This window comes from Novosphingobium cyanobacteriorum, from assembly GCF_029436685.1.
In the GTDB taxonomy this organism is placed as follows: Bacteria; Pseudomonadota; Alphaproteobacteria; order Sphingomonadales; family Sphingomonadaceae; genus Novosphingobium; species Novosphingobium cyanobacteriorum.
This window is the reverse complement of sequence record NZ_JAROCY010000001.1, coordinates 95262-120551: the sequence shown is the minus strand read 5'-3', so window position 1 is coordinate 120551 and position 25290 is coordinate 95262. Positions and strand designations below refer to the sequence as shown.

Sequence of the window (25290 nt, the reverse complement as noted above, 5' to 3'; positions counted from 1 at the left end):
AGGGGGAGGGTTGGGTGGGGGTGTACGACGTATGAGCGATAGACGCCTGACGCCGCTGGCGCGCAAATTGCGCAAAGATCCTACGGAAGCGGAAAAACGAATGTGGTCGCGGCTTCGAGGCGAACAGCTTGGCGTCAGATTCACGCGCCAGTTCCCGATTGGAAAAGCGATCGTGGATTTCGCGTGCCGCAGCCTGAAACTTGTCGTCGAACTTGATGGTGGGCAGCACGCTGACAGCAGCACCGACGCTGCCCGTACGCGAATGATCGAGGCGCACGGCTACCATATCGTCCGCTACTGGAACAATGATGTCCTTGCCAATACAGATGGCGTCCTCACCGCGCTGATGATCGAGACCGATCGCGCCCGAAACCGAACCTGAAAAGCCCAATGCTTCACTTGCCCCTCCCTCTTGAGGGGGAGGCTGGGTGGTGGTGCTCCCACGCCCGATAGCCGGACGCGAGGCTGCACCTCGCTCCCCCACCCCCGGCCCCTCCCCGCAGGGGAGGGGGGCACGAATACAATCGGGGTGGATCACCCCAACATCCCCACGAACTTCTCGAACAGGTAGAAGCTGTCCTGCGGACCGGGGCTCGCCTCTGGGTGGTACTGCACCCCGAACGCGCGCTTGCCCTTGACCGCGATGCCGCAGTTGCTGCCGTCGAACAGGGAGACGTGGGTTTCGACCACGTTGTCCCCCAGAGCGCCTGGAGCGTTGTCGACCGCGAAGCCGTGGTTCATCGAGGTGATCTCGACCACGCCATCTTCCAGCCGCTTGACCGGGTGGTTGGCGCCGCGGTGGCCCTGGTGCATCTTGGTGGTGCGCGCGCCGGCGGCGAGCGCGAGCATCTGGTGGCCGAGGCAGATGCCGAAGACCGGCATGTCCATCTCGAGCAGCTTCTGGATCACCGGCACGGCATAGGCGCCGGTGGCGGCAGGATCGCCCGGACCGTTGGAGAGGAACACGCCCGCGGGCTTGAGCGACAGGATCGTCTCGAGCGGGGTTTCCGCGGGCACGATGGTCACGTCCGCGCCGGCCTTCACCAGATTGCGGAAGATGTTGTCCTTGGCGCCAAAGTCCATGGCGACAACGTGCGGACGACCAGTGCCCTCGGGCTTGGTGTAGCCCTCGCCCAGCTTCCAGATCGAGCCTTCCCATGCGGCCTGCGCTTCACGCGTTACCTTGATGGCGAGGTCCATGCCTTCGAGGCCCGGCCAGGTGCGCGCCTGTTCGACCAGCGCGGGAATATCGAAGTGGCCATCGGGATCGTGCGCGATCACCGCGTTGGGTGCGCCCGAGAGGCGGATGCGGCGGGTGAGCGCGCGGGTATCCACCCCGGAAAGGCCGATCTTGCCCTTGCCCGCCAGCCAATGCTGCAGCGTGCCGGTGGCGCGGAAGTTGGCGGGATCGGTCACATCCTCGCGCACAACGCAGCCGACGGCGCCGGGCACGTCGATGCTTTCCACGTCCTCGTCATTCACGCCCACGTTGCCGATGTGGGGGAAGGTGAAGGTGACGATCTGCGCCGCATAGGACGGATCGGTCATCACTTCCTGGTACCCGGTCATCGCGGTGTTGAAGCAGACCTCGCCCACGGCCGAGCCGGTGGCGCCGAAGCCACGTCCCCACGCCACAGACCCATCCGCAAGCACGAGGACTCCCGTCGCGCCTTCGGGTTGAGGCGCGTGCGAAAGTGCGGGGTCGGCCATGATTGGGGGCGCTCCGTTAGCAAAGGTTCTGGCGATGTCGCTAAGGCTCGCCCGCTAGACCTGCTGCGCCGCAGCGTCAACCTAGCGAAGCCAGAAAGTTTCGCCTACATGACGAGGTTTCCGGCCCCAGCGCCGATGCATCCACAGGAATATGGACATGATCCGCGACACCATCAAGGCCGCGCAGGTTGCTGCAATGAAGGCGGGCGACAAGGGACGGCTGGCCGCCGTGCGCCTGATCCTCGCCAAGCTGAAGGACAAGGACATCGAACTGCGCACCGCAGCCACCGTGCCGGATGACGATACGGTAGTGGTCGACGTGCTGCAGAAGATGGCCAAGCAGCGCCGCGAATCGATCACGCTGTATGAACAGGGCGGGCGGCAGGAACTGGCCGATGTGGAGAAGGCCGAGCTGGCGGTGATTGAGGAATTCCTGCCGGCGCAGCTTTCGGAAGACGAAGTGAAGGCGATCATCGCCGGAATCATCGCCGAGACGGGCGCGGCGGGGATGAAGGACATGGGCAAGGTCGTCGCCGCGCTGAAGGTCAGCCACGGCAGCCAGCTGGACATGGGCAAGGCTTCTGCCTTGGTCAAAGCGGCCCTGGCCTGATTTTCCGCTATCTCCCCTCCCGCCTGCGGGAGGGGCCGGGGGGAGGGCTTGTTGGACAACGTCTGGTTCAAGCGGAATGACAAGGGCTATTCCCGGCCAACCGCGCGCTCGCGCCAACTGCGCCGCGATGCGACCGACGCGGAAAGAAAGCTGTGGAGCGTGTTGCGCGGCCGGCAACTGGATTGCGTGCGGTTCAATCGACAATTTCCAATCGGCCAATTCATTTGCGACTTCGTTTCGCGCGAGCGGCGCCTGGTGATAGAACTCGATGGCGGACAGCACGCGCAGGCAACCGAGTACGACGCGCGGCGAACGCGGTTTCTGGAAAGCGAAGGATATTGTGTGCTGCGCTTCTGGAACAATGAGGTGATGGACAATCTGGACGGGGTGGTGACGCGCATCAGGCTGGCACTGGCTAACATGCCCTCCCCCAGCCCCTCCCGCAGGCGGGAGGGGAGTCTATGGGTCCACCGGCTTCGCGGTGGAAGGATCTTATGAGCCTCTCGCCCCAATTCCTTGACGAGCTGCGCACGCGGATCTCGCTTTCGGGCCTGATCGGGCGCAGCGTGCGGGTGCAGAAGGCGGGGCGGGAGTTCAAGGCGTGCTGCCCGTTTCACAATGAGAAGACGCCCAGCTTCACCATCAACGACGACAAGGGCTTCTACCACTGCTTTGGCTGCGGCGCGCATGGCGATGCCATCCGCTGGATGACCGACCACCAGGGCCTGCCGTTCATGGAGGCGGTCAAGGAGCTGGCGCTGCTGGCAGGGATGGACGTCCCTGCCCCCGATCCGCGCCAGGCAAAGCGCGCCGAGCAGCAGAAATCGCTGCATGACGTGATGGCGGCCGCGCAGGCGTTCTTCGTGGAAAGCCTGAAGGCCGATCGCGGGGCGGAAGCGCGGCGCTACCTCGCCTCGCGCGGGTTTCCCGAACGGATCGTGCGGGAATTCGGCTTCGGCTATGCGCCGGATTCACGCACCGCGCTGAAAGAGGCGCTCTCCGCCTTTCCCGATGCGATGCTGATCGAGGCGGGCCTGCGCATCGTGGTGGAGGGCAAGGAGCCCTATGACCGGTTCCGCGACCGGCTGATGCTGCCGATCCTCGACCCGCGCGGGCGGGTGATCGCGTTTGGCGGGCGCATCCTTTCAGCACAGAAAACCGATGCGCCAAAATACCTGAACAGCCCGGACACCCCCCTCTTCGACAAGGGGCGCACCGTCTATAACCTGCACCGCGCCGCGCCGCCTGCACGCCAGAGCGGGCGCGTGGTGGTGGTGGAAGGATACATGGACGTGGTCGCGCTGGCGGCGGCGGGCATTGCCGAGGCGGTGGCGCCGCTGGGCACGGCGCTGACCGAGGACCAGATCGAGCGGCTGTGGCGCGTGGTGGAATGCCCGACGCTGTGCTTTGACGGCGACAGCGCGGGCCAGCGTGCGGCGATGCGCGCGATCACGCGTGCGCTGCCCCTGCTGCGGCCGGGTCATTCGCTGCGCATCGTCACCCTGCCGCAAGGCATGGACCCTGACGACGTGGTAAAGAGCCGCGGGCCGCAGGCGATGGAAGAGCTGCTTTCCGGCGCGCGCAGCATGGTGGAAGTGCTGTGGGAGATGGAGCGCGATGCCGCGCCGCTGGCCACGCCCGAGGACAAGGCCGGGCTGAAGCAGCGGCTGATGACGCATGTCGACACGATCCAGCACCCTGACATCAAGGCGCTCTATCGCCGCGACCTGCTCGAACGGTTCGACGCGCTGGCCTTTGCGCGCAGGGAGCGCGCGCCGTTCCAGCCGGGGCAGCGGCGGCAGGCGGGTGGCAAGGGCCAGCCGTGGAAGCCCGCCCCTGCCCCGCTGGGCGAAGTGGACAAGGCGCGGCTGCTGCGCATCGGCAGCGGTGACAAACTGCTCGCCGCCGTTCTGGCCGGTCTGGTCGCCCACCCGGGACACATCGCCCCCCATGCCGAATCGCTCGCCCGGCTGGCGCCACAGGATGATCGGCAGGCGGCACTGCTCGACATGCTGCTGAGTCTGAGCGACCGCGCCGAAGCGCTTGAAAGCACGCAGGTGCTTACCATATTGGCGGAACGTCGCCTGTCGGTGCCGACGGCGGAAGACTATGCCGGGATGCGATTCGGCTTCTTGAGCGGAAAGGGTGATTCGGCGGGCGACGAGCTGGCCGAGGCGATTTCCCTTCTGGTCGAGCTGCCGGCGGTGGAAGCGGCCCTTGCCGAAGCCACCCAGCGTCACGAAACCGAGTTTTCCGACGAAAGTTTTGCCGAACAGCAGCGATTGCTGCAACGAAGGCTGGCCTTGCTTGCCCGTTTGGGGCAAATGGGCCGTGCTCGTGCTGCGTTATAATTATACGATCAGCCGAACCGGCGCTTCATGATGGCCGGCTCTTAAAGGTGGTACCGGGTTTCAATGGCATCCAACGACAAGACCGATAGCGGCGACGCCCCGCTGATCGACCTCAACGACGCATCGATCAAGAAGCTGATCGCCCGGGCGAAGCGCCGCGGCATCATCACCTATGACGAGCTGAACGAGGCCCTGCCGCAGGACCAGATGTCTTCCGAGCAGATCGAGGACATCATGGCCGCGATCTCGGAAATGGGCGTCAACATCGTCGAGAGCGACGAGGACGCGGTCGATCCCGAGGAAAAGGCGCAGGACGACGACCTGGACGAGCAGGAGACCGTCGACGAACGCCCGGACATCGTCAAGCGCAAGGAAACCGTGGAACGCACCGATGACCCGGTGCGCATGTACCTGCGCGAAATGGGTGCGGTGGAACTGCTCAGCCGCGAGGGCGAAATCGCCATCGCCAAGCGTATCGAAGCAGGCCGCGACACCATGATCATGGGCCTGTGCGAAAGCCCGATCACCTTCCACGCGATCATCCAGTGGTCCGAGGCGCTGAACGCCGGCGAGATGCAGCTGCGCGAGATCCTCGATCTGGATGCGATGCTTTCCAAGGAGCCGCAGCCCGAAAACCTCTCGGAAGACGGCGAGGAAGCCGACGGCGAGATCAGCGAAGCCGTGGCCGGCCCCACCTTCAAGGAAGAAGACGACGTCGAGGAGGAGGAATCCGCCGACGACGAGGACGACGAACTGCGTGAACGCCGCGCGCGCCCGGTGGAGGAAGAGGAGGAGGACAACACTCTTTCGCTCGCCCAGATGGAAGCGACGCTGAAGCCCGCCGCGCTGGAAAAGTTCGCCGAGATCACCAACCTGTTCCGCCAGTTCGAAAAGGTTCAGGCCGAGCGGCTGGAATCGTTGGGCCTGGGCATCGATTTCCCGGCATCGAAGGAAACCGGTTACCAGAAGCTGCGCGAGGATCTGACTGCGCAGGTGGAATCGGTGCAGTTCCACGCGACCAAGATCGAATACCTGGTCGACAACCTCTATGCCTTCAACCGCCGGCTGACCACGCTGGGCGGGCAGATGCTGCGCCTGGCCGAGCGTCACAAGGTGCCGCGCAAGGACTTCCTTGACCAGTACATGGGCCGCGAGCTGGACGACGGCTGGCTGGAGAAGCTGGCCAGCCGCGACAAGAAGTGGGCCGCCTTCGCCGCCAACGAAGCCGATGCTGTCGAGCGCATCCGCAGCGAGATTTCCGACATCGCCAGCGCCACCGGCATGTCGCTGAGCGAATTCCGCCGCATCGTGAACATGGTGCAGAAGGGCGAGCGCGAGGCGCGCATCGCCAAGAAGGAAATGGTCGAGGCGAACCTGCGCCTGGTTATCTCGATCGCCAAGAAATACACCAACCGCGGCCTGCAGTTTCTTGACCTGATCCAGGAAGGCAACATCGGCCTGATGAAGGCGGTCGACAAGTTCGAGTACCGCCGCGGCTACAAGTTCTCGACTTATGCCACCTGGTGGATCCGGCAGGCGATCACCCGGTCCATCGCGGATCAGGCGCGCACCATCCGCATTCCCGTGCACATGATCGAAACGATCAACAAGCTGGTGCGCACCAGCCGCCAGTTCCTGCACGAACAGGGCCGTGAACCGACTCCCGAGGAAATGGCCGAGCGCCTTTCCATGCCGCTGGAGAAGGTGCGCAAGGTGATGAAGATCGCCAAGGAGCCGATCTCACTCGAAACGCCGATCGGCGACGAGGAAGACAGCCACCTGGGCGATTTCATCGAGGACAAGAACGCGATCATCCCCGTGGATGCGGCGATCCAGGCCAACCTGAAGGAAACGGTCACCCGCGTCCTCGCCAGCCTGACCCCGCGCGAGGAACGCGTGCTGCGCATGCGCTTTGGCATCGGCATGAACACCGACCACACGCTGGAGGAAGTGGGCCAGCAGTTCTCGGTCACCCGCGAACGCATCCGCCAGATCGAAGCCAAGGCGCTGCGCAAGTTGAAGCACCCGAGCCGGTCACGCAAGATGCGCTCGTTCCTGGATCAGTAAGCCTGGTTCCGGAGGACGGGGGCTGATGCGGAAGTTCTTGCTTGCTGCCGCGCTGCTTTCAGGCGCGCAGCCGAACATGGTGACGGCAAAGACCGTGGCGCCCGGCAGCGCCACGGGCAAACCGCAGGATGCCAACGCGCCCATCGACCCCGAGGCCCTGGCCTTGGCGCGGATGATCATCAGCATCGGATTTCCCGAAGCGCAACGATCTTCGATGTTCAACAATCTGCTGGATACGATGACCGGACAGATGCGCGGGGTCTTTTCCGCGAAACTGGACAACGATCCCCGCGCGAAGGCGATTGTCGAAAAGCATCTTGATGGATTCATCGCATCGAGCCGGGGTATCATGAATGCGCATATTCCGGCCTTCATGGATGCTTATGCGCAAGGCTATGCACGGGAGTTCAGCATCCCCGAACTACAGAGCATCCTCGACTTCGTGAAGACGCCTGCCGGTACGCATTTCTTCTCGCGAAGCTCTGCCATTATCGCAGACCCCGCGTTCGTCAGTGCCAATCAGGATTATCTGCGTGACCTGCAGCCAAACATCGAAAAGATGCAGGCTGACCTTATTGCAGAACTGACGGCCTACTTCGTGGAACACCCGCCGAAGCCGAACTCGTCATCCTGAGACGGCTGGTACCCAGACCGCACCTTTGATGTGCTGGATCAGGCCGTGTGGATTGAGGGTGTAAAGGATCAGGAACTCGACCTGTACCTGCACGCCCTGCGGCACCACGCTCATCCCTGAGTAGCCGCGTTCGGCCAGCACCTCGGCCGTAAGATCCTGCAGACCTTCAAATACGATCACCACGTTGGCAACGAACCCGCCCTTGCCGGGATAGAAGCCACGGAATGACACCGTTTCGCGGCAATAGGCATGGAAGAAGCGATAGAATTCGCGGAAGGCCGGTTTGCCTGAAACCCGAAAGCCGGCGTTCTCCAGCACGAAATCATCGGAGAAGAAGGTTTCGAGCATCGCGTAGTCACGCGCGTTGAAGGCTTCGATGTAGCGATGGTAGTCCTGCTCGTTCATGGCATTCTCCCAAATGTTAGGATAGCCGAAACGAGGGCACTGTCTACTTCAATCCACCCGGTACACTGCAAGCCGCACCGTGTTGCCCACTTTGCCACCGCGCGCGAGAAACAGGGCGCGGTTGACCCAGTCGTAGGCCGGGTGGCCGGTTTCGAGGCGGATTGCGGTGCGCATGTAGTATTCGGCAGGATCGACCTGTTCACCGGCGGCGATGCGGGCGTGGACCTGCGCCGGGGCGTGGCGGATGCCCTCGCTGATCACCTCGATCACCGCGCCATCCGGCGTCTCTATCGCATAGCGCGCGTCGAGATCGGCGATGCCGCCTTTCAGCACCGTCTGCCAGTCAGCACCAATCGGCAGGATCCGGCCCGACAGCAGCGGTCCGGATGCGCTGCCGCCAGTGATGGGGATGATGCGCCGCGTGCCCGCCGGGCAATCACCCATCTCGTGCGGGGGCGAAAGTTCGACGATGAGGTCAGTCGCATGAGTCAGCGCGATGGTCATGCCAGCACCTTTGCCACTTGCGCGCCTTGGGCAATGGTGCGCGGCGCGGCGTTGAGGCGATCCTTGGCGAAGCCAGCGGCCTGCTGGTAGGCCAGCATGAAGGCCGCGCGTTCCTCTGCCGGGATGACCGCGTCGATATCATCAAACTGGCCGCCGCAGCGTTCATCCACCATGTTGAGCAGGCCGAAGGGCCCAGCCCCGCGATTGCGCATGGCGACCTGGCCAATCGGCGCGCACAGTTCGGCATCGAAAGCGGCCAGCGCGGCGGGGGTGGCGCCGCGTTCCACCATGATGCGGCCGATCACGCGGGCATCGACGATCGCCTGTGAGGCGCCGTTCGATCCGGTGGGATACATCGGGTGCGCCGCATCGCCCAGCAAGGCAACCGGCCCATCGACCCAGGTGGGCAGCGGATCGCGGTCGATCATCGGGTTCTCGTAGGCCACGTCGGACCCGGCGAGCAGCGCGGGCAGATCGAGCCAATCATAGACGAATCCGTCGAATTCGTGCGCGAACTCGGCCAGCTCCACCGGGCGGAACCAGCCCGACTTGGACCAGTCATGATCGGTGTCGAAGGTCTGTTCGGCAATCCAGTTGATATCGGCCAGGCCGTTCTCGTCCGGATGCGAGATCGGGTAGATCACCACGCGGTGGCGGCTGGTGCCGAGCCCGACGAACGAGGAGCCGGTGCGGATCGGCACGCCCCTGGCCGTGCCGCGCCACATGATCGTGCCGCCCCAGTGGATCGGCGGCTGGCCGGGATGCATCTGCGCCCGCACCGAGGAATGGATGCCGTCCGCGCCGAACAGCAGCGCGCCGTTGAACTCCGCCTGCGTGTCGTCAGCCCGGTCGACCAGCGCGGTGACAGTGCCGTCGGCTTCCTTGCGGTATCCGCTCACCTTGTGCCCCAGCTTCACCGAGTCCGGCCCGAGCCGATCCAGCACTTCATGATAGAGCATCAGGTGAAACTTGCCGCGGTGCACCGCATACTGGTTCCAGTTGTAGCCGGCAAAGCGGCCGCGCGGCTCGGCATAGATCTCCTTGCCGTTCAACCCGACCAGCGCCCATTCGCGCGCCGGCACGCCCACGGCATCGAGCGCCGCCTCACCTATGCCAAGGTCCTCCAGCTCGCGCACCGCGTTGGGCTGAAGGTTGATGCCCACACCCAGCGGGCGCAGTTCGCGCACGGATTCGAACACGGTGCAGCGCACGCCGATCTGGTGAAGCGTGAGCGCCAGCACCAGCCCGCCGATGCCACCGCCGGCAATCAGAACCTCATCCCGCGCCATCGCGCATCCCATTCCTGCAAACGTTACCGCAGGGGCCTCTATCGTTGCCGATGCAGGCTGGCAATCGGCCCGTCCGACCGGTGATGCTCCCGGATGTTACAACAAACCCCTTTTGGGCAGGCCCCTCTGCCCCGATTTGCGGTGGATTGCAGCGCCACATGGGCCTAAGGGGGCGGCCACGAATCCCCAAACAGAGACGCAAACCCCACGATGCGCATCGCCATTGCATCCGATCACGCCGCAGTCGAGCTGAAGGCCGTGCTGCGCGAATACCTGATCGGCCTCGGCCACGAAGTTGCCGACCTCGGCCCGGAAACGGCAGATCGGGTGGACTACCCCGACTATGGCTACAAGCTGGCCGCCGTGGTTGCCGAAGGCGTGGCCGAACGCGGCGTGGCGCTGTGCGGATCGGGCATCGGCATTTCCATCGCGGTGAACCGCAACCCCGCCTGCCGCTGCGCGCTGGTGGGTGAACCGCTGTCCGCCGCCCTGGCGCGCGAGCACAACGACGCCAACGTGATCGCCATGGGTGCACGGCTGACGGGCGAGGACATGGCCAAGGCCTGCCTCGACGCGTTCCTGGGCACCGACTTCGGCGGTGGCCGCCATGGTCCCCGCGTTTCCAAGCTTTCCAACCCGCAGTTCTGAAGGAGCCACCCACGATGACCCTCGCCGCCACCGCGCAGCCGGAAATCCGCAAGGCCGGCTTCTTCACCGAACACCTCGCCAGCGCGGACCCCGAAGTCTTCGCCGCCGTGAAGGGTGAACTGCACCGCCAGCAGACCAAGATCGAGCTGATCGCGTCCGAAAACATCACCAGCCTGGCCGTGCTGGAAGCGACCGGTTCGGTCTTCACCAACAAGTATGCCGAAGGCTATCCGGGCAAGCGCTATTACGGCGGCTGCGAATATGCCGACGTGGTGGAGAACCTGGCGATCGAGCGCGCCAAGGCGCTGTTCGGCTGCCAGTTCGCCAATGTGCAGCCCAATTCGGGCAGCCAGATGAACCAGGCCGTGTTCCTTGCGCTGCTGCAGCCGGGCGACAGCTTCATGGGGCTGGACCTCAATTCGGGCGGGCACCTTACCCACGGCAGCCCCGTGAACATGAGCGGCAAGTGGTTCAAGCCCATCCCCTATGGCGTGCGCAAGGATGACGAGCAGCTCGACATGGAGCAGGTCGAGCGGCTGGCCCACGAGCACAAGCCGAAGCTGATCATCGCCGGCGGCACCGCCTATTCGCGCGTGTGGGACTTCGGCAAGTTCCGCGAGATCGCCGATGCAGTGGGCGCGCTGCTGCTGGTGGACATGAGCCACTTCTCCGGCCTTGTTGCCGGTGGCGCGCACCCTTCGCCCTTCCCGCATGCCCATGTGGTGACCACCACCACGCACAAGAGCCTGCGCGGCCCCCGTTCGGGCGTGATCCTCACCAATGACGAGGACATCGCCAAGAAGATCAACATGGCGGTGTTCCCCGGCATGCAGGGCGGCCCACTGGTTCACGTGATCGCCGCCAAGGCAGTGGCCTTCGGCGAAGCGCTGAAGCCCGAATTCAAGGCCTATGCCGCGCAGATCGTGGCCAATGCCCGCGCGCTGGCCGCCAGCGTGGCCGACAACGGGCTGCGCATCGTTTCGGGCGGCACCGACAACCACCTGATGCTGGTGGACCTGAGCCCCAAGAGCGTGACCGGCAAGGCCGCGGAAAAGGGCCTCGATCGCGCCTGGCTGACCTGCAACAAGAACGGCATCCCGTATGACACGCGTTCGCCGTTCGTCACCTCGGGCATCCGCCTCGGCACCCCGGCGGGCACGACCCGCGGTTTCCGCGAGGAAGAGTTCCGTGCCATCGGTGCGCTGATCGCGGAAGTGGTGGACGGCATGGCCCGCAACGGCGATGAAGGGGACGGACAGGTGGAACAGCGTGTGCGCGACCGGGTGGCCGCGCTTTGTGCGCAGTTCCCGATCTACCCGGAGCTGTAAGACCATGGATGACCGCAACGATCTGCCTTCCCGCGCGATGGACGAAATCACCGGCATGGCGAAGCAGGGCATGGCCCACCCTTCGACCAGGCCGGTGCTGACCGGGGCGGCGATCGGTGCGGTGGCCGGCGCCTTGCTGCCGGTGGTTTCGCTGCCGCTCGGCCTGGTTGCCGGCGCGGGCTTTGCGCTGTGGCAGAGGATCAAGAAGTAATTGCGCTGCCCCTTCTGCGCCCATGACAACAGCCAGGTGAAGGACAGCCGGCCGAGCGAGGACAACACCTCGATCCGCCGGCGCCGCCAGTGCGAAGGCTGCGGCGCGCGCTTCACCACGTTCGAACGCGTGCAGCTGCGCGAGGTTGTGGTGGTCAAGAGCGGCGACCGGCGCGAACCGTTCGATCGGCTGAAGATCGAACAGTCCGTCTCGCTCGCCTGCCGCAAGCGGCCGGTGTCACAGGAACGGCTGGACCAGCTGGTTTCCGGCATCCAGCGCCAGATCGAGACGATGGGCGATGCCGAAGTGCCTTCCAAGCTGATCGGGGAGATGGTGATGGAAGGCCTGCGCCAGCTGGACAGCGTGGCCTACATCCGCTTCGCCAGCGTCTATCGCGATTTCACCGAGGCGCGCGACTTCGAGGAATTCGCCAGCTCCGTACGCGAAGTGGCAGGGCCGCAGTCCGCATGAGCGAACAACCCGTGATCGTGCTCGTCCGGCCGCAGCTGGGCGAGAATATCGGCAAGGCGGCGCGCGCCATGCTGAACTTTGGCCTCACCGAGATGCGGCTGGTCTCGCCACGCGATGGCTGGCCCAATCCCTCGGCCGGCCCTGCCGCCGCCGGGGCGGACGTGGTGCTGGAAAAGGCGCAGGTGTTCGAGACGCTGGCCGAGGCGGTGGCCGATTGCAGCCACGTCTACGCCACCACCGTGCGCAAGCGCGGCGTGACCAAGCCGGTGCTGACGCCCGAGCAGGCGGCCAAGGACATCGTCGCCGCGCCGGGGCGCAGCGCGCTGGTGTTCGGGCCCGAGCGGTCGGGGCTGGAAACTGACGACGTGGCGCTGGCCCGCGCGATCATCACCGCACCGATCAATCCGGAGTTCGGTTCGCTGAACCTGGCGCAGGCGGTGATCCTGTGTGCGTATGAATACTCCAAGCATTGCGACCTGGTGCAGCCCACGCTGGAAGACCTGCTGCCCCCTGCCCCGCAGGAGGAGTTCGAAGGCATGTTCGAGCAGTTGACCGACATGCTGGAGCCGCGCGGTTACTTCGAACCATACAGCCGCGCCGCCGCCACGCGCCGCACGCTGCGCACCATGCTGACCAAGCCCGGCTGGAACCATCTGGAAGTGCGCACCATGCGCGGTGTGTTGAGCGCCCTTGCCCGCAAGCCCGGCCCCCGGCCCGGCAAGACCGGCGAGAAAGCTTGACATTCGGGGGAATCGCTGGTCTAGGCGCGCCTTCGCAATTGGCCCCGCAAGCCCGGTGAAGCGGCGGCCGCACGATCCCAAGGGGTTCGTGGTGCGGTTCCGGGTCTACGAAAACACCGGCACGATGCCGGGTTACATGGCAAGTTGAAAGGAACCTTACGTGTCAAAGCGCAAGGCATCGAAGCACAAGATTGACCGCCGTCTTGGCGAAAACATCTGGGGCCGTCCCAAGTCCTCCGTCAACCGTCGCTCGTATGGCCCAGGCCAGCACGGCCAGCGCCGCAAGAGCAAGGTTTCGGACTTCGGTCTGCAGCTGCGCGCCAAGCAGAAGCTCAAGGGCTACTACGGCGACGTGACCGAAAAGCAGTTCAAGGCCACCTATCAGGAAGCCGCCCGCATGAAGGGTGACACCGGCCAGAACCTGATCGGTCTGCTTGAACAGCGCCTCGACATGATCGTGTACCGCGCCAAGTTCGCGCCGACGATCTTCTCGGCCCGCCAGATCGTTTCGCACGGCCACATCCGCGTCAACGGCGTGAAGTGCAACATCGCCAGCCGCCGCGTGCGCGCGGGCGACGTGATCAGCCTCGGGCCCAAGGCCAAGGAAATGGCGCTGGTCGCCGAAGCCCAGGCGCTGCCCGAGCGCGAAGTGCCCGACTACGTCGTGGCCGAGGGTGACAAGGCGACGTTCGCCCGCGTCCCCACGCTGGACGAAGTGCCCTATCCGGTGAAGATGGAACCGAACCTGGTCGTCGAATTCTATTCGCGCTGACCGGTCCTTTCCGGACCTTCGGAACAGAACGAGGCGGGACGAAAGTCCCGCCTTTTTCGCATGTTACGCACTGGCTCAAAAATCGCAGGGATTGATCGCGGACAAGGGAACCGGGTCCCATTCTCGCGATTGACCGGGCATGACCACGATGTTTCGCTTCGTCACCGCGCACCGCACCGGCAAATGGTACTCAGACCTCGTTACCGCACAGCAGCAGGCCGGCGCCATCGGTGCCGGCTTTCGCGATCCGCGATCGGGCATGTTCTACCAGTACCCCGGCACCCAGCTTGAAACGCAGGTGGTGGACGACGATGACGGTGAAGCCATCGCCGCCTGAGCATCAGCGCATCAAGGTGCGAGGCCGAGTGCCTTGCGTATGAAGGCATCGCTCTTCGCCAACATGACGGCCCGAGCCTGGCTGTCTTCCAGATAGTGATCGAGACCTGCGAATTCGGTGTAGTCGACGCCCTTGCCCGCTTCGCGCAGCGTTTCAGCCATCAGCCGCGATTGGCTGACGCCGACATTGGCGTCGACATCGCCGTGGAACAGGAGGACGGGCGCCGCGATGCTGGCAGCGTGCCTTGCGGGTGAACCACTTTCGACATGTTCTCCATGACCGATGAACCGGTCCACCAGCACCCCGTTGGTATAGCCGTTGGCATCGGCGCGCAGTCGGTCAAGATCGGTGACCGGGGCCACAGCGACGATTGCCTTGAACAGGCCGGGTTCCGTTGCGACCGATTGCAGCGCGGCGTAACCGCCATAGGACCAGCCGAACACGGCCAGCTTGCCCGGCGCGGCGATGCCCTGCGAGACCAGCCAGCGCCCGGCATCGTCGATATCGCCGATGGCCGCGCGCCACGACTGGAAGCCATTCTTCTGATACCAGTCAGCGCCATAGCCCGCCGACCCGCGATAATTGGGTTGCAGCACGGCATAGCCGCGCGATGCGAAATACTGCACCAGCCAGTCGAATCCCCACTCGTCGCGTGAAGCGGGCCCGCCGTGCGGCATCACGATGGCCGGCAGGTCCTTGCCCGTTCCGGCGGCAGGGAGCGTAAGGTAAGCCGGAATTTCGGTGCCATCGGCCGCGAGATACCGCACCGGCCTCATCGGCGAAAGCGTCAGCCCGGCAAGATCGGGGCGCGAGGCAAGGATCTGCTCAAGCTTGTGCGCAGTCTTGTCGTAGAGATAGAACATCCCCGGATCGACATCGCTTCCGGCAAACAGCAGCAGGCGCTTTTCATCGGCACTGGCATCGACAAAGCTGATCGACGGATTGCCCGGCAGGGCGCGTTGCAGCGCAGCGCCCAGCTTGCGCAATTCGGGATCGAAGAATTCCACCTGCCGGCGCTCGGTGGCGAAGCTGGCCCCGACAACCCGGTGCTGCCGACCGATGGTGACCAGCGAATCCACATCGACATCATCGCGCGACAGCACAGTCTCGCGCATGGCGGTGTCATCCAGCTTAATCCGGACCAAGGCGGTGCGGCCGTTTCCCTGCGCTTCGAAGCCATAGACGACATCAAGCGCGGGATCGACGGCTTGCGGATCGAACCCCGTGGCAAGGTTGCCGTCGGACTGGTCAAGCCGGCCAAGATCACGCCAGACATCACCGTCCGCCTTGCGATAGAAATAGTCGATCACCCCGCTGGAGTAGCCGCCGGGAATTTCCTTCATCAGCCCCATCACCCGCACGCGGCCCAGCCCGTCGGAGATGTAGTCCGCTGCGTTGCGCTTGGCGGCTTCCACCGTGTGGCGCTGCAGGGTAACCGTGTGGATGGATTCCACGCCCAGGCCTTCGTCCGATTTGGCGAGGCGGGTGTTGATCGTTGCCTGCGGCACGAATTGCCGGGTCATCAGCACTTCGCCGGGCTTGTCCCCGGTCCAGTCGATCACCCGGCCGCCATAGTTCGCCACGTAAAGATCGCGGCCGTTCTCCTGCGCGGACAGGATTTTGGCGTTCCCGCCGTCGCTGTCCATGGCAGCCAGACGGGTGAAGCCATTGAGGATGCCGCCGGCGAAAGTCTGGACATAGATGCTGCAGACAAGCCGCGTGTCGGTCGACCACTGGCAGCGGCGCAGGCGGCTGATGGCGTTGCCGGTCTTGTTGTACCCCTCGACTGCGAAGATGCCCTTGGGCGCGCCGCCGGCGACCAGGTCCGCAATCAGCACGCGCTGCCCACGCACCATCGGCACGATCATCGCGACATGGCTGCCATCGGGCGAGAGCGACATCGCCTCGATCCCTTCACGCGCGCCGAACTTTTCCGCCAGCGTAGCACCGCCTGCCTCGTCGGCCTGCGCAACGCCTGCCCATCCGAGCGCCAGCACGGCACCGCACAAACCCATCTTCTTCCGCATGAAGCCCCCTGGTAAACGCCCGAAGACTGGCGCGACAGGTGAGGACTTGCCAGCAAAATCAGCACGTTCACGCCGATCTGGCGCTATCTGCCGAAGTAGTCCCGGCGGAAATCCGCGGCGAAGGCGGTGAAGCGCTGTTCGGCGATGGCGGTGCGCATGGCGGCCATCAACTGCTGGTAGAAGCTGATGTTGTGCTCGGTCAGCAGCATCGCGCCGAGGATCTCGCCCGACTTATGCAGGTGGTGCAGGTAGGCGCGGCTGTACTTGGCGCAAACCGGGCAGGTGCAGCGTTCGTCGATCGGTGCGCTGTCTTCCGCATGGCGCGCGTTGCGCATGTTGAGCGGGCCGTTCCAGGTGAAGGCCTGCCCGTTGCGGCCCGATCGGCTGGGCAGCACGCAATCGAACATGTCCACCCCGCGCTCCACCGCGCCAACAAGGTCGTCTGGCTTGCCCACGCCCATCAGGTAACGCGGGCGGTCAGTCGGCAATTGATCAGGCGCGAAATCGAGCGTGGCGAACATCGCTTCCTGCCCCTCACCCACCGCGAGCCCGCCGATGGCATAGCCATCGAAGCCGATGTCGGTCAGCGCATCGGCGCTCGCCTTGCGCAAGGACTCGTCCAGCGCGCCCTGCTGGATGCCGAACAGGGCGGCGCGGCCCGCATGTTCTGCTCCTGCATCGAACGCATAACGGCTGCGGCGGGCCCAGCGCATCGACATTTCCATGCTGCGCGCGATCACGTCGCGCGGCTGGTCTGCCCGCGGGCATTCATCGAAGCACATCACGATGTCGGACCCCAGCAGCCGCTGGATCTCCATAGACCGTTCGGGGCTGAGCATGTGGCGCGAGCCATCGAGGTGGCTGGCGAAGGTCACGCCCTCTTCGGTGATCTTGCGCAGGTCCGACAGGCTCATCACCTGGTAGCCGCCACTGTCGGTGAGGATCGGGCGGTCCCAGCCCATGAACTTGTGCAGGCCGCCCAGCCGCGCCACGCGTTCAGCGCCGGGGCGCAGCATCAGGTGATAGGTGTTGCCAAGGATGATGTCTGCGCCCGTGGCGCGCACGTCCTCAACCTTCATCGCCTTCACCGTGGCGGCGGTGCCCACCGGCATGAACGCCGGCGTGCGGATGTCACCGCGCAGCATCTGGATCGCGCCGGTGCGCGCCTTGCCGTCGGTGGCGTGAATCTGGAACGAAAAGCGGGTCATTGCAATGGGCCGGGGCAAAAGGAGATTGCGGCCCTTAGGCGCAAACGCCATGGCGCGCAAATGCATGACCCGATGATCCTGTCCGGCTGGTTCTATGCGGGCCTTACCGCGCTGGCCGTGGTGACCGGCTTCATCGACGCCATCGCGGGCGGCGGTGGCCTGCTGATGATGCCGGCGCTGATCACCACGGGTCTGCCCCCGCATGTGGTGCTGGGCACCAACAAGGTGCAGTCGATCTGCGGCACCACCATGGCCGCGTGGCGATATCGCAAGGCGGGCCTGTTCAGCATTGCCGAATCCTGGCCCAAGGCGCTGGCCAGCCTGGCAGGAGCTGCGGCGGGTGCCTGGCTGATCCAGCACATGGACGCGCATGTGCTGAAGCTGGTGGTGCCGCTGCTGCTGATGGCCGTGGCGATCTACACCGTCGTCTCTCCGCGCATGGACGATGGCGACAGCCGTTCACGCCTGTCCGAACGGCAATACCTGCCGGTGTCGGGCGCGATCGGGTTCTACGATGGATTCTTCGGCCCCGGTGCGGGGCAGTTCTACACCACCAGCCTGGTCGCATTGCGCGGCTTCGGCCTTACCCGCGCCACGGGGCTTACCAAGTTCCTCAACGTGGCAAGCAACTTTGCCAGCGCGGTGGTTTTTGCCGCAGGCGGACAGGTGCTGTGGCTGCTGGGCCTGTGCATGGGCCTGGGTGCGATTGCGGGTGCATGGCTTGGCAGCCACGCCGCCACCCGCTTTGGCGCACGCGTGATCCGGCCGTTGCTGGTTGCTGTCAGCCTGGGGCTGACCGGCCGGCTGGTCTGGGGCTGGTTCCATCCCTGATGCACCCTCGACCGTCCCGATATGAGCCAGATCGGATCGAACTAAGCCATCAATAGCGCTAGCCCTTAGTTGGCGAACCCGCAGTACAAGCGCACCCTTTTTGGTCAATAGGGGGCGAATCATGGTCGGGGCAACGGCACAACAACTTGAATTCAGGCCAAAGGGAGATGGCGTGCTCGCACGTGATCTGCGCGATGGCGGCTGGCGTGATCAGTGCCGCACGGCCTTCTTCAAGGCAGACCCATTCCCGCACATCGTGATCGACGGGCTGTTCGAAACCCAGTTCCTGCGCGAGGTGCGCGCTGAATTCGACAGCGGCCTTGCTGCCGCGCGCATGATCGCCAACCAGCGCGAACAGACCGTGCGCTCCACCGATCCGGCGACCTTCGGCCCGCAGACCCTGCGCTATTTCGACGCGATGCACCGCCACGCCATGGTGGATTTCCTGCAGGACATCACCGGTATCTCCCCTCTGCTGGTGGACCCCACTCTGCTGAACGGGGGCCTGCATGAATGCCGCGATGGCGGGCGGTTCGACATCCATCTCGATTTCAACCGACACCGCCACACCATGCTGGACAATGCGCTGGTGGCGCTGACCTATCTCAACGAAGGCTGGCAGGACGATTGGGGCGGCGGACTGGAGCTTTACTGCAGCAAGCGGCGGCAGGTGGTGCGAACGGTGGCCCCCGTGATGGCCCGCACGATCATTTTCGCCCATGGTCCCAACAGCTTCCATGGCCACACCCAGCCGGTGAACACCGGCGGGCGCATGGTGCGCCGATCACTCGCCACCTACTTCTACACCCGGCGCACCGGTGCGGGTGACAAGATCGGTTATCGCAGCACGGTTTTCGCCATGGATGGCAACCGGCGGTTTGCGCCGACCGATATCGTCTCAGCAGGGCCTGACCGCAGTCCGCGCCAGCGGATTGGCGAGGCGGCACGGCTGGTCACCCCCCCGCTGTTGTGGAACTGGATGCGGCATCTGGTCGGTTCGCTCTAGGGCGTTTTACTTCACGGAAACCTTCCATGCTATGCTGGCGCTCCAGTTTCGGAGAGTCACATGGCGATCACCCCCACGTTCCAGATGGTCAACACCGCAGCGGTGGACCAGGCAAAGGTAGACGCGCTGCAGGCCGTGGCCGCGCAGGCGGTGGCGCTGTGGGGCAAGGCGCTGGCCGGCAATGCCGCGCTTACCATCCGCATCGAGATCACCACCGACGTGCCCAGCGGCCGCGCCGATGGCGGCTGGCTGAACGGCACCACCCTGCCCAAGATGGATGGCTTCTGGATTGCCGATGGCGGCCCTGCCTACAAGCTGCAGGGCAATGCCAAGGCAGGCACCGAGCCCGACATCAGCATCCGCGTCGCCCCGGATTACCTGCTCAACGAGCTGTTCCTTGATCCCACCCCTGCCACGCGTGGCGAAACACCGTCAGATCGGACCGACGGCCTGGCGGTGATGCTGCACGAGATCGGCCACGCGCTCGGCTTCACGGGATACTATGACGAGGCACAGAACAGTTTCCCCGCCGGGTTCAAGACCGCCTACGACTATCGCCTGAAGATCGATGGTGGGGCGGTGATGTTCGATGGACCCAACGTGCGGGCATTGACCGGGGGCGCAATGCCGCTGACCGACAACAACTATTCCCATTATGGCAATTCGAACGCCTACCCGGGGGACAGCAACGACCCGTTGCTCGGGCTGATGAACGGCGTCGTCTATTATCGCGGGTATCCCTATGCCATCGGCGATCTGGACCTTGCCGTGCTTGCCGATACCAGCCTCGGCACGATCCGGGACGATATTCTCGACCTGCCGTTCCTTCCCTCCATGCGCGGAGGTGCAGGCAATGACACAATCAGCGGCGGCGTGGCAGACAACCTGCTCCAGGGCGATTCCGGTACCGATACAATCAGCGGCAATGACGGTAACGACACGCTGAAGGGCGGCGCTGGCGTGGATACGCTGAACGGTGGCGCCGGCAACGATTGGCTCGACGGTGGCAAGGGTGCCGACATCATGGCCGGCGGCACTGGCAACGACATCTATCTGGTAGATTCCACGGATGACAAGGTTTTCGAGGCGGTGACCACCGCGCCGGGCGACACCACCGACGCGGGAGGCACCGACACGGTTCGCACGGCATTGTCGTTCGACCTCTCCGCTCTCGCCTATGTCGAAAACCTGCAACTGGTGGGCAGTACGGCGATCAACGGTACTGGCAGCGCGCTGGCCAATCGCATTATCGGCAACGCCGCTGCCAACACGCTGTCCGGCCTTGGCGGCAGGGACATCCTGATCGGCGGTGGCGGCGACGATCGGCTGTTCGGCGGTAGCGGGAAGGACGCGCTGACCGGCGGCGCGGGGGCGGATCGCTTCGTCTTCGACACGGCATTGGATGCCCGCACCAACCGCGACAGCATTGCGGACTTCAACCATGGCGAAGGCGACAAGATCGTCCTCTCGCGCACGGTTTTCGGCGCTGTCGGCGCCGTGGGCGCGCTGGCCGATGCCGCGTTCCATGCTGCCGCCGATGCCACGCAGGCGCACGATGCATCTGACAGGATCGTCTACAATACCAGCACCGGCGTGCTCTACTATGATGCCGACGGGTTTGGTGGGGCGGGATCGGTGGCCTTTGCGATCCTGAAGGGCATTCCTGCGCTTGTTGCTGCGGATCTGCTGATCACGGCCTGACACCGCTTGCCGGGTGAGGCGCTTTGCCATAGCGCTCTGGACGGAGGAGAAGCCTGCCCGTGTCCGCGCCCGAACTTCACTCGAACTATCCCGCCAACCCCGCCTTTGGCACTGGCGTTTTCCGGCGCCGCATCCGGCTGGATGGCCGTGCGGGCGTTGTGGTGGTTCAGCTTGACGACAATTGCCACGCGATGTGGCTGCGGCTGGAACACGATGGCGCACGGGTTAAGGATGTGGTGGGCGACCTGACCCGATTTCCGACCACGGGCTGCCCCTCCGCCCCGGCCGGGCTGCGGGTGCTGAAAGACAAGCCTCTCAATGCCCCGCAGGCTGCGCTCTATTCCGGCGGCGGCCCGGTTGGCACCTGCACCCATATGTTTGATCTGGCCGTGCTGGCCATGGCGCACGCGCAGCGCGACCCCGGCCTGCGGACGTGGGATGTCATCGTGCCCGACATGGTAGACGGCATCACCACAGCGTCTGTCGAACTCGATGGCAGGCCCCTTCACCGGTGGCGGGTGGAGGAGCGGTTGGTTATCGCACCGGGACTGGAAGCCGATCCGCAGCCGCTGTTCCACAAGTTTCGTCCCTGGGCCGAACGACACTTCAGCGGCGATGCGCTGGAGGCCGCATTGGTGCTGCGCATGGGCCTGTTCGTGTCGCGAGCGCGGTTCTACATTACCGACGCACGCGAGATTCCGCTGACCGAAATGGCGATGCGGGAAGGTTCCTGCCACGCGTACTCGCGACCACAGATCGAGAGTTCACATGTCCTGCTCGGCACCGTGCGCGATTTCAGCCAGCAGTTGGAGGAAGCACCCTTGCCCGAGGCAGCGCTGCACGGCTCCGCACGATAAAAGCCGCAAAAGCTTCCGCGCGCTGGACCGCGATCAGGGGATCAGCAGGCTGGAATCACCATAGGAATAGAACCTGTAGCCCTGCGCGATGGCGTGGGCATAGGCGTCCTGCATGCGATCGAGCCCCATGAGTGCGCTGACCAGCATGAACAGGGTCGACTTGGGCAGGTGGAAGTTGGTCATCAGCCCGTCGATCGCGCGGAAGCGATAGCCCGGGGTGATGAAGATGCTGGTATCGCCTTCGAACTGACGAATGATCCTGTCTTCACCGGTCGCGCTTTCCAGCAGGCGCAGGCTGGTGGTGCCCACCGCGATTACGCGCTTGCCAGCAGCGCGTGCGGCGTTCAGCCGGTCTGCCGTGGCGGCGTCGATACGGCCCCATTCGGCGTGCATCGCGTGTTCGGTCGTGTCTTGCGCCTTCACCGGCAGGAATGTGCCCGCGCCCACGTGCAGTGTCAGCGTTTCATGCACCACGCCGCGCGCGTCCAGGGCGGCCAACAGTTCCGGGGTGAAATGCAGCGCGGCAGTCGGCGCGGCCACGGCCCCGTCCTTCTGCGCGAACATCGTCTGGTAATCCCGGCGGTCCTGCTCGTCGGTCGGCCGCTTGCCTGCGATATAGGGGGGCAAGGGCATGGTTCCGGCGCGCTCCAGCAGGACCTCCACCGGCTCGTCACCGGGGAAGAACAGCGTCCAGCTGCCATCGGCATGGCGCGCCTCGGCGGTGGCGGTCACCCCTGCGCCGAATTCGATCGTATCACCCCCGCGCAACCGCTTGCCATTGCGGACGAAGGCCTGCCAGCGCCGCAGGTCGATCCGCTTGTGCAGCGTGGCGCCGATCCTGGCATCTCCGCGTCGGCCTTCCAGCTGGGCGGGAATCACGCGTGTGTCGTTGAACACCAGCACATCGCCCGGGTTCAGAAGGCCGGGCAGATCGCGCACGATCAGATCGGCAAACGGCCCCTGCCCCGGCACCGACAGCAGCCGGGCCGAATCGCGCGGACGCGCCGGACGCAGCGCGATGCGCTCGGGCGGCAGCTCGAAGTCGAACAGATCGACCTTCATGGGAGATCAGTTGGACCGTGAATTGCTCAGCATGTCGGCGGTGATCGCCGGAGCGGCGGCAGGGGCCGGCGGGGCCGGCCGCGGCTTGTTGTCAGCGCCGATGGAGGCCTGGACGATGCGCGTGGGATTTGCTGGCGGCTCGCCCCGAACGATCGCGTCGACCGCATCCATGCCACCGATGACACGGGCAAAGTTCGTATATTTATGATCCAGCCCCATCCGCGGATAGAACACGATGAAGAACTGGGAATTCGCCGAATCCGGCTCATCCGTCCGTGCCATGGAGACGGTGCCGCGCAGGTGGGGGACATCGTTGAATTCGGCCTTGAGATCGGGCAGCTTCGAACCGCCCTGCCCGGTGCCGGTGGGATCGCCGGTCTGCGCCATGAAGCCATCGATCACGCGGTGGAAGATGATGCCGTCATAGAAGCCTTCGCGCACCAGCTGCTTGATCCGTTCCACGTGGTGCGGCGCCCAATCGGGCTTGAGCCGGATGGTCACGCGGCCCCCGTTCGACAGATCTAGATAGAGCACGTTCTCGGGATCGTGCGTCGGGTCCATGTCCACCGCATACTGCACGGCCTGCGAAGAGACGACGCGATCAACCTTGATCGGCTTGACCGGGTCCTTGCCGGGAGCGCCTTGCGCCAGGGCCGGGGCGCCGGCCAGCAGGACAGTTGAGGCGGCCATCGTGATGAGGAAGCGCGAAAGCATCAAGGAACCACCTGTGGAAGACATCATCCCGCGCGGATAGGCCCGGCGCGCTGACGCTGCAATGAACAAAACGAAACGTCCGCCGCGGCGGCTCAATAGTCGCCGAGCTGGCCGAGGCCCCTCACCCGCTCGATCACGTCCTCGCAGACGGTGGGCGTCACGAAGCGGTGGATGTCGCCGCCGAACAGGGCGATTTCCTTGACCAGCTTTGAAGCGATCGGCTGGAGCGAGACGTCGGCCATCAGGAAGACCGTTTCGATCCGGTCATTCAGCTGCTGGTTCATGCCGGCCATCTGGTATTCGTATTCAAAGTCGGCCACCGCGCGCAGGCCGCGCACGATCACGCTAGCGCCCTGCTTTTCGGCGAACTTCATCAGCAGCGCGTTGAAGCCCATGACGGTGACGTTGCCGATGCCCTGTGCCGCCACTTCGCGCTGAACCATGGCCATGCGCTCTTCGGGCGTGAACATCGGGTTCTTCGACGGGTTGGTGGTGACGCCGATGATCAGCTTGTCGACCAGCTTCGCCCCGCGTCGGATGATGTCCAGGTGCCCCAGCGTGATCGGGTCGAACGTGCCCGGATAGACGCCAATCCTCTCCCCCATGTTCAGTGATTCCTCTCGACTATGTACCGCGCCAGATCGCGGAGCAGGTCCGCCTCCGCGCCATAGGGGGCAAGGTGCTGGACCGCCTGCTCCACCAGGATGCGCGCCTGTTCACGCGCCCGTTCGATGCCGAGCAGGGACACGAAGGTTTCCTTGCCCTGCGCCGCATCCTTGCGCAGCGCCTTGCCTGCGGCGGCTTCGTCCCCTTCTTCATCAAGCAGATCGTCGGCGATCTGGAAGGCGAGGCCGATATCGCGCGCATAGCCGCGCAGGTGGGTGCGCCCTTCGGACGGGATCTTGCCAAGGATGGCGCCCATCTCCACCGCCGCGCCGAGCAGCGCGCCGGTCTTGAGCTGCTGCAGCCGGGTGACGGTGGGCAGGTCGAACGAAGCGGTTTCGGCGGCGATGTCCATCATCTGGCCGCCCGCCATGCCATTGGCCCCGCTGGCGGTGGCCAGGGTGCGGATCAGTTCGACACGGACGAAGGGATCGCCGCTCATCGCCGGATCGGACAGCACCTCGAAGGCGAAGGCGTGGAGCGAATCCCCCGCGAGCACGGCAGTCGCCTCGTCAAAGGCGAGGTGCAGCGTGGGCTTGCCATGGCGCAGCGCGTCATCATCCATGCACGGCAGGTCATCGTGGATCAGCGAATAGACGTGGATCGCCTCAATCGCTGCGCCTGCGCGCACCGCCGATGTGCGATCGACGCCAAACATCTGCGCGACGGCGCTGACCAGCAGCGGCCGCAGCCGCTTGCCCCCGCCGATAGCGGCATAGCGCATCGCCTCGACCAGCCGGTCGCGCGGGTCACCGGGAACAGGCAGCAGCGCATCGAACGTGGAATCGATATCGCGCTGGATGGCCGCGAGGGCCTGCTTCAGCGCGGCTTGGGGGGCATCGGCCTCCGACACGGCAATCACCCTGCGGTTTCGTCGAACGGACGCGTACCCTGCGCGCGCCCGTCGCGATCGGTAACGATGGCCTCGATCCGCGCCTGCGCGGAATCGAGCCGCGCCTGGCAATGCGCCCGCAGGGCATCGCCACGCGCATAAAGTTCAATCGATTCGTCGAGCGGCGCCTCGCCGCTCTCGAGCTTGCGCACGACATCTTCGAGCGCCTTGAGCGCGTCTTCGAAAGAAAGTGCCGCGATATCTGCCTGGGTTCCCATCGGAGGCAGCTTTGACCCGCCACAAGCGACTGGT

General features: G+C 64.9%; 28 protein-coding genes. 17 read left to right on the top strand and 11 right to left on the bottom strand.

The features are described 5' to 3' along the window. Nucleotides 1-31 precede the first annotated feature (31 nt). Nucleotides 32-382 carry an endonuclease domain-containing protein gene (locus tag POM99_RS00585; RefSeq protein WP_277274789.1) on the top strand — a complete coding sequence of 117 codons (351 nt, stop codon included), beginning with the start codon at nucleotides 32-34 and terminating at the stop codon, nucleotides 380-382. Nucleotides 383-534: 152 nt separating this feature from the next. On the opposite strand, the gene carA is transcribed toward POM99_RS00585, so the two are convergent. Then, nucleotides 535-1710 (bottom strand): glutamine-hydrolyzing carbamoyl-phosphate synthase small subunit, encoded by a 1176-nt coding sequence (gene carA, locus POM99_RS00580; protein ID WP_277274788.1) that lies wholly within the window; start codon nucleotides 1708-1710, stop codon nucleotides 535-537. 157 nt (nucleotides 1711-1867) lie between these two features. Here carA and POM99_RS00575 point away from each other — a divergent pair, with 157 nt between their 5' ends. From POM99_RS00575 to POM99_RS00555, 5 genes are all read left to right on the top strand, one after another. Further along, entirely contained in the window at nucleotides 1868-2320 is a 453-nt protein-coding gene (locus POM99_RS00575) for a GatB/YqeY domain-containing protein (protein ID WP_277274787.1), read from the top strand. A 51-nt stretch (nucleotides 2321-2371) separates the two neighbouring features. Next, complete coding sequence (locus tag POM99_RS00570; protein ID WP_277274786.1) at nucleotides 2372-2818, top strand: endonuclease domain-containing protein; 447 nt, start codon at nucleotides 2372-2374, stop codon at nucleotides 2816-2818. Next, nucleotides 2815-4671 (top strand): DNA primase, encoded by a 1857-nt coding sequence (gene dnaG / locus POM99_RS00565; protein ID WP_277274785.1) that lies wholly within the window; start codon nucleotides 2815-2817, stop codon nucleotides 4669-4671. Before POM99_RS00570 ends, dnaG begins: the two co-directional genes overlap by 4 nt. A 63-nt stretch (nucleotides 4672-4734) precedes the next feature. Next, the gene (rpoD, locus tag POM99_RS00560; protein WP_277274784.1) at nucleotides 4735-6738 is read left to right on the top strand and encodes an RNA polymerase sigma factor RpoD; all 2004 of its coding nucleotides are present in this window, start codon (nucleotides 4735-4737) and stop codon (nucleotides 6736-6738) included. 76 nt (nucleotides 6739-6814) lie between these two features. Continuing rightward, nucleotides 6815-7372, top strand: coding sequence for a DUF2059 domain-containing protein (locus POM99_RS00555; protein WP_277274783.1), 558 nt, complete (start codon nucleotides 6815-6817; stop codon nucleotides 7370-7372). On the opposite strand, the gene POM99_RS00550 is transcribed toward POM99_RS00555, so the two are convergent. Genes POM99_RS00550 through POM99_RS00540 form a run of 3 tightly spaced genes read right to left on the bottom strand, consistent with a single transcriptional unit; the run spans nucleotide 7364 to nucleotide 9570 of the window. Further along, nucleotides 7364-7777, bottom strand: a complete 414-nt coding sequence (locus POM99_RS00550; protein ID WP_277274782.1) for a nuclear transport factor 2 family protein — start codon at nucleotides 7775-7777, stop codon at nucleotides 7364-7366. The genes POM99_RS00555 and POM99_RS00550 overlap by 9 nt on opposite strands. Before the next feature lie 48 nt (nucleotides 7778-7825). Continuing rightward, nucleotides 7826-8281, bottom strand: a complete 456-nt coding sequence (locus tag POM99_RS00545) for a DUF3237 domain-containing protein (protein WP_277274781.1) — start codon at nucleotides 8279-8281, stop codon at nucleotides 7826-7828. Further along, a complete protein-coding gene (locus tag POM99_RS00540) occupies nucleotides 8278-9570 on the bottom strand; it encodes a flavin-dependent oxidoreductase (RefSeq protein ID WP_277274780.1) in 1293 nt (430 codons plus the stop codon). Before POM99_RS00540 ends, POM99_RS00545 begins: the two co-directional genes overlap by 4 nt. Nucleotides 9571-9780: 210 nt before the next feature. Between POM99_RS00540 and POM99_RS00535 the strand changes: the two genes are divergently transcribed. The 7 genes from POM99_RS00535 (at nucleotide 9781) to POM99_RS00505 (ending at nucleotide 14077) form a co-directional block, all read left to right on the top strand. After that, complete coding sequence (locus POM99_RS00535) at nucleotides 9781-10218, top strand: RpiB/LacA/LacB family sugar-phosphate isomerase (RefSeq protein ID WP_277274779.1); 438 nt, start codon at nucleotides 9781-9783, stop codon at nucleotides 10216-10218. A 14-nt stretch (nucleotides 10219-10232) separates the two neighbouring features. Beyond that, nucleotides 10233-11546 carry a serine hydroxymethyltransferase gene (gene glyA / locus POM99_RS00530; protein ID WP_277274778.1) on the top strand — a complete coding sequence of 438 codons (1314 nt, stop codon included), beginning with the start codon at nucleotides 10233-10235 and terminating at the stop codon, nucleotides 11544-11546. A gap of 4 nt (nucleotides 11547-11550) precedes the next feature. Continuing rightward, the gene (locus POM99_RS00525) at nucleotides 11551-11757 is read left to right on the top strand and encodes a hypothetical protein (RefSeq protein WP_277274777.1); all 207 of its coding nucleotides are present in this window, start codon (nucleotides 11551-11553) and stop codon (nucleotides 11755-11757) included. Beyond that, on the top strand, nucleotides 11758-12228 hold the full coding sequence (gene nrdR, locus POM99_RS00520) for a transcriptional regulator NrdR (RefSeq protein ID WP_277274776.1): 471 nt from the start codon (nucleotides 11758-11760) through the stop codon (nucleotides 12226-12228). Then, nucleotides 12225-12968 (top strand): RNA methyltransferase, encoded by a 744-nt coding sequence (locus POM99_RS00515; RefSeq protein WP_277274775.1) that lies wholly within the window; start codon nucleotides 12225-12227, stop codon nucleotides 12966-12968. The genes nrdR and POM99_RS00515 overlap by 4 nt, the downstream gene beginning before the upstream one ends. Nucleotides 12969-13128: 160 nt before the next feature. Further along, nucleotides 13129-13740 carry a 30S ribosomal protein S4 gene (gene rpsD, locus POM99_RS00510; RefSeq protein ID WP_277274774.1) on the top strand — a complete coding sequence of 204 codons (612 nt, stop codon included), beginning with the start codon at nucleotides 13129-13131 and terminating at the stop codon, nucleotides 13738-13740. Nucleotides 13741-13879: 139 nt separating this feature from the next. After that, entirely contained in the window at nucleotides 13880-14077 is a 198-nt protein-coding gene (locus POM99_RS00505) for a hypothetical protein (RefSeq protein WP_277274773.1), read from the top strand. Nucleotides 14078-14088: 11 nt separating this feature from the next. Here the strand turns inward: POM99_RS00505 and POM99_RS00500 are convergent, their stop codons facing one another. Then, entirely contained in the window at nucleotides 14089-16104 is a 2016-nt protein-coding gene (locus POM99_RS00500; RefSeq protein WP_277274772.1) for an alpha/beta hydrolase family protein, read from the bottom strand. Between the two features lie 83 nt (nucleotides 16105-16187). Further along, nucleotides 16188-17312, bottom strand: a complete 1125-nt coding sequence (gene tgt, locus POM99_RS00495; RefSeq protein ID WP_277274771.1) for a tRNA guanosine(34) transglycosylase Tgt — start codon at nucleotides 17310-17312, stop codon at nucleotides 16188-16190. A 60-nt stretch (nucleotides 17313-17372) separates the two neighbouring features. Here tgt and POM99_RS00490 point away from each other — a divergent pair, with 60 nt between their 5' ends. The 4 genes from POM99_RS00490 to POM99_RS00475 all read left to right on the top strand — a co-directional run bounded on the left by POM99_RS00490 (nucleotide 17373) and on the right by POM99_RS00475 (nucleotide 21707). Beyond that, nucleotides 17373-18143: a TSUP family transporter gene (locus POM99_RS00490; protein ID WP_277274770.1), complete on the top strand. Its 771-nt coding sequence runs from the start codon at nucleotides 17373-17375 to the stop codon at nucleotides 18141-18143. A gap of 172 nt (nucleotides 18144-18315) precedes the next feature. After that, nucleotides 18316-19149, top strand: a complete 834-nt coding sequence (locus POM99_RS00485; protein WP_277274769.1) for a 2OG-Fe(II) oxygenase — start codon at nucleotides 18316-18318, stop codon at nucleotides 19147-19149. A gap of 60 nt (nucleotides 19150-19209) precedes the next feature. Then, nucleotides 19210-20850, top strand: coding sequence for a calcium-binding protein (locus tag POM99_RS00480; protein ID WP_277274768.1), 1641 nt, complete (start codon nucleotides 19210-19212; stop codon nucleotides 20848-20850). 59 nt (nucleotides 20851-20909) lie between these two features. Further along, nucleotides 20910-21707, top strand: coding sequence for a hypothetical protein (locus tag POM99_RS00475; RefSeq protein WP_277274767.1), 798 nt, complete (start codon nucleotides 20910-20912; stop codon nucleotides 21705-21707). 33 nt (nucleotides 21708-21740) lie between these two features. Here POM99_RS00475 and queA read toward each other — a convergent pair whose 3' ends face one another. From queA to POM99_RS00450, 5 genes are all read right to left on the bottom strand, one after another. Beyond that, nucleotides 21741-22769: a tRNA preQ1(34) S-adenosylmethionine ribosyltransferase-isomerase QueA gene (gene queA / locus POM99_RS00470; protein WP_277274766.1), complete on the bottom strand. Its 1029-nt coding sequence runs from the start codon at nucleotides 22767-22769 to the stop codon at nucleotides 21741-21743. A gap of 6 nt (nucleotides 22770-22775) precedes the next feature. Next, a complete protein-coding gene (locus tag POM99_RS00465) occupies nucleotides 22776-23507 on the bottom strand; it encodes a peptidylprolyl isomerase (RefSeq protein WP_438822975.1) in 732 nt (243 codons plus the stop codon). A gap of 68 nt (nucleotides 23508-23575) precedes the next feature. Continuing rightward, a complete protein-coding gene (gene coaD, locus POM99_RS00460; protein ID WP_277274764.1) occupies nucleotides 23576-24088 on the bottom strand; it encodes a pantetheine-phosphate adenylyltransferase in 513 nt (170 codons plus the stop codon). Nucleotides 24089-24090: 2 nt separating this feature from the next. Next, entirely contained in the window at nucleotides 24091-24999 is a 909-nt protein-coding gene (locus POM99_RS00455; RefSeq protein WP_277274763.1) for a polyprenyl synthetase family protein, read from the bottom strand. A 5-nt stretch (nucleotides 25000-25004) separates the two neighbouring features. Beyond that, nucleotides 25005-25256, bottom strand: a complete 252-nt coding sequence (locus tag POM99_RS00450; protein WP_277274762.1) for an exodeoxyribonuclease VII small subunit — start codon at nucleotides 25254-25256, stop codon at nucleotides 25005-25007. Between the last annotated feature and the right edge of the window lie 34 nt (nucleotides 25257-25290).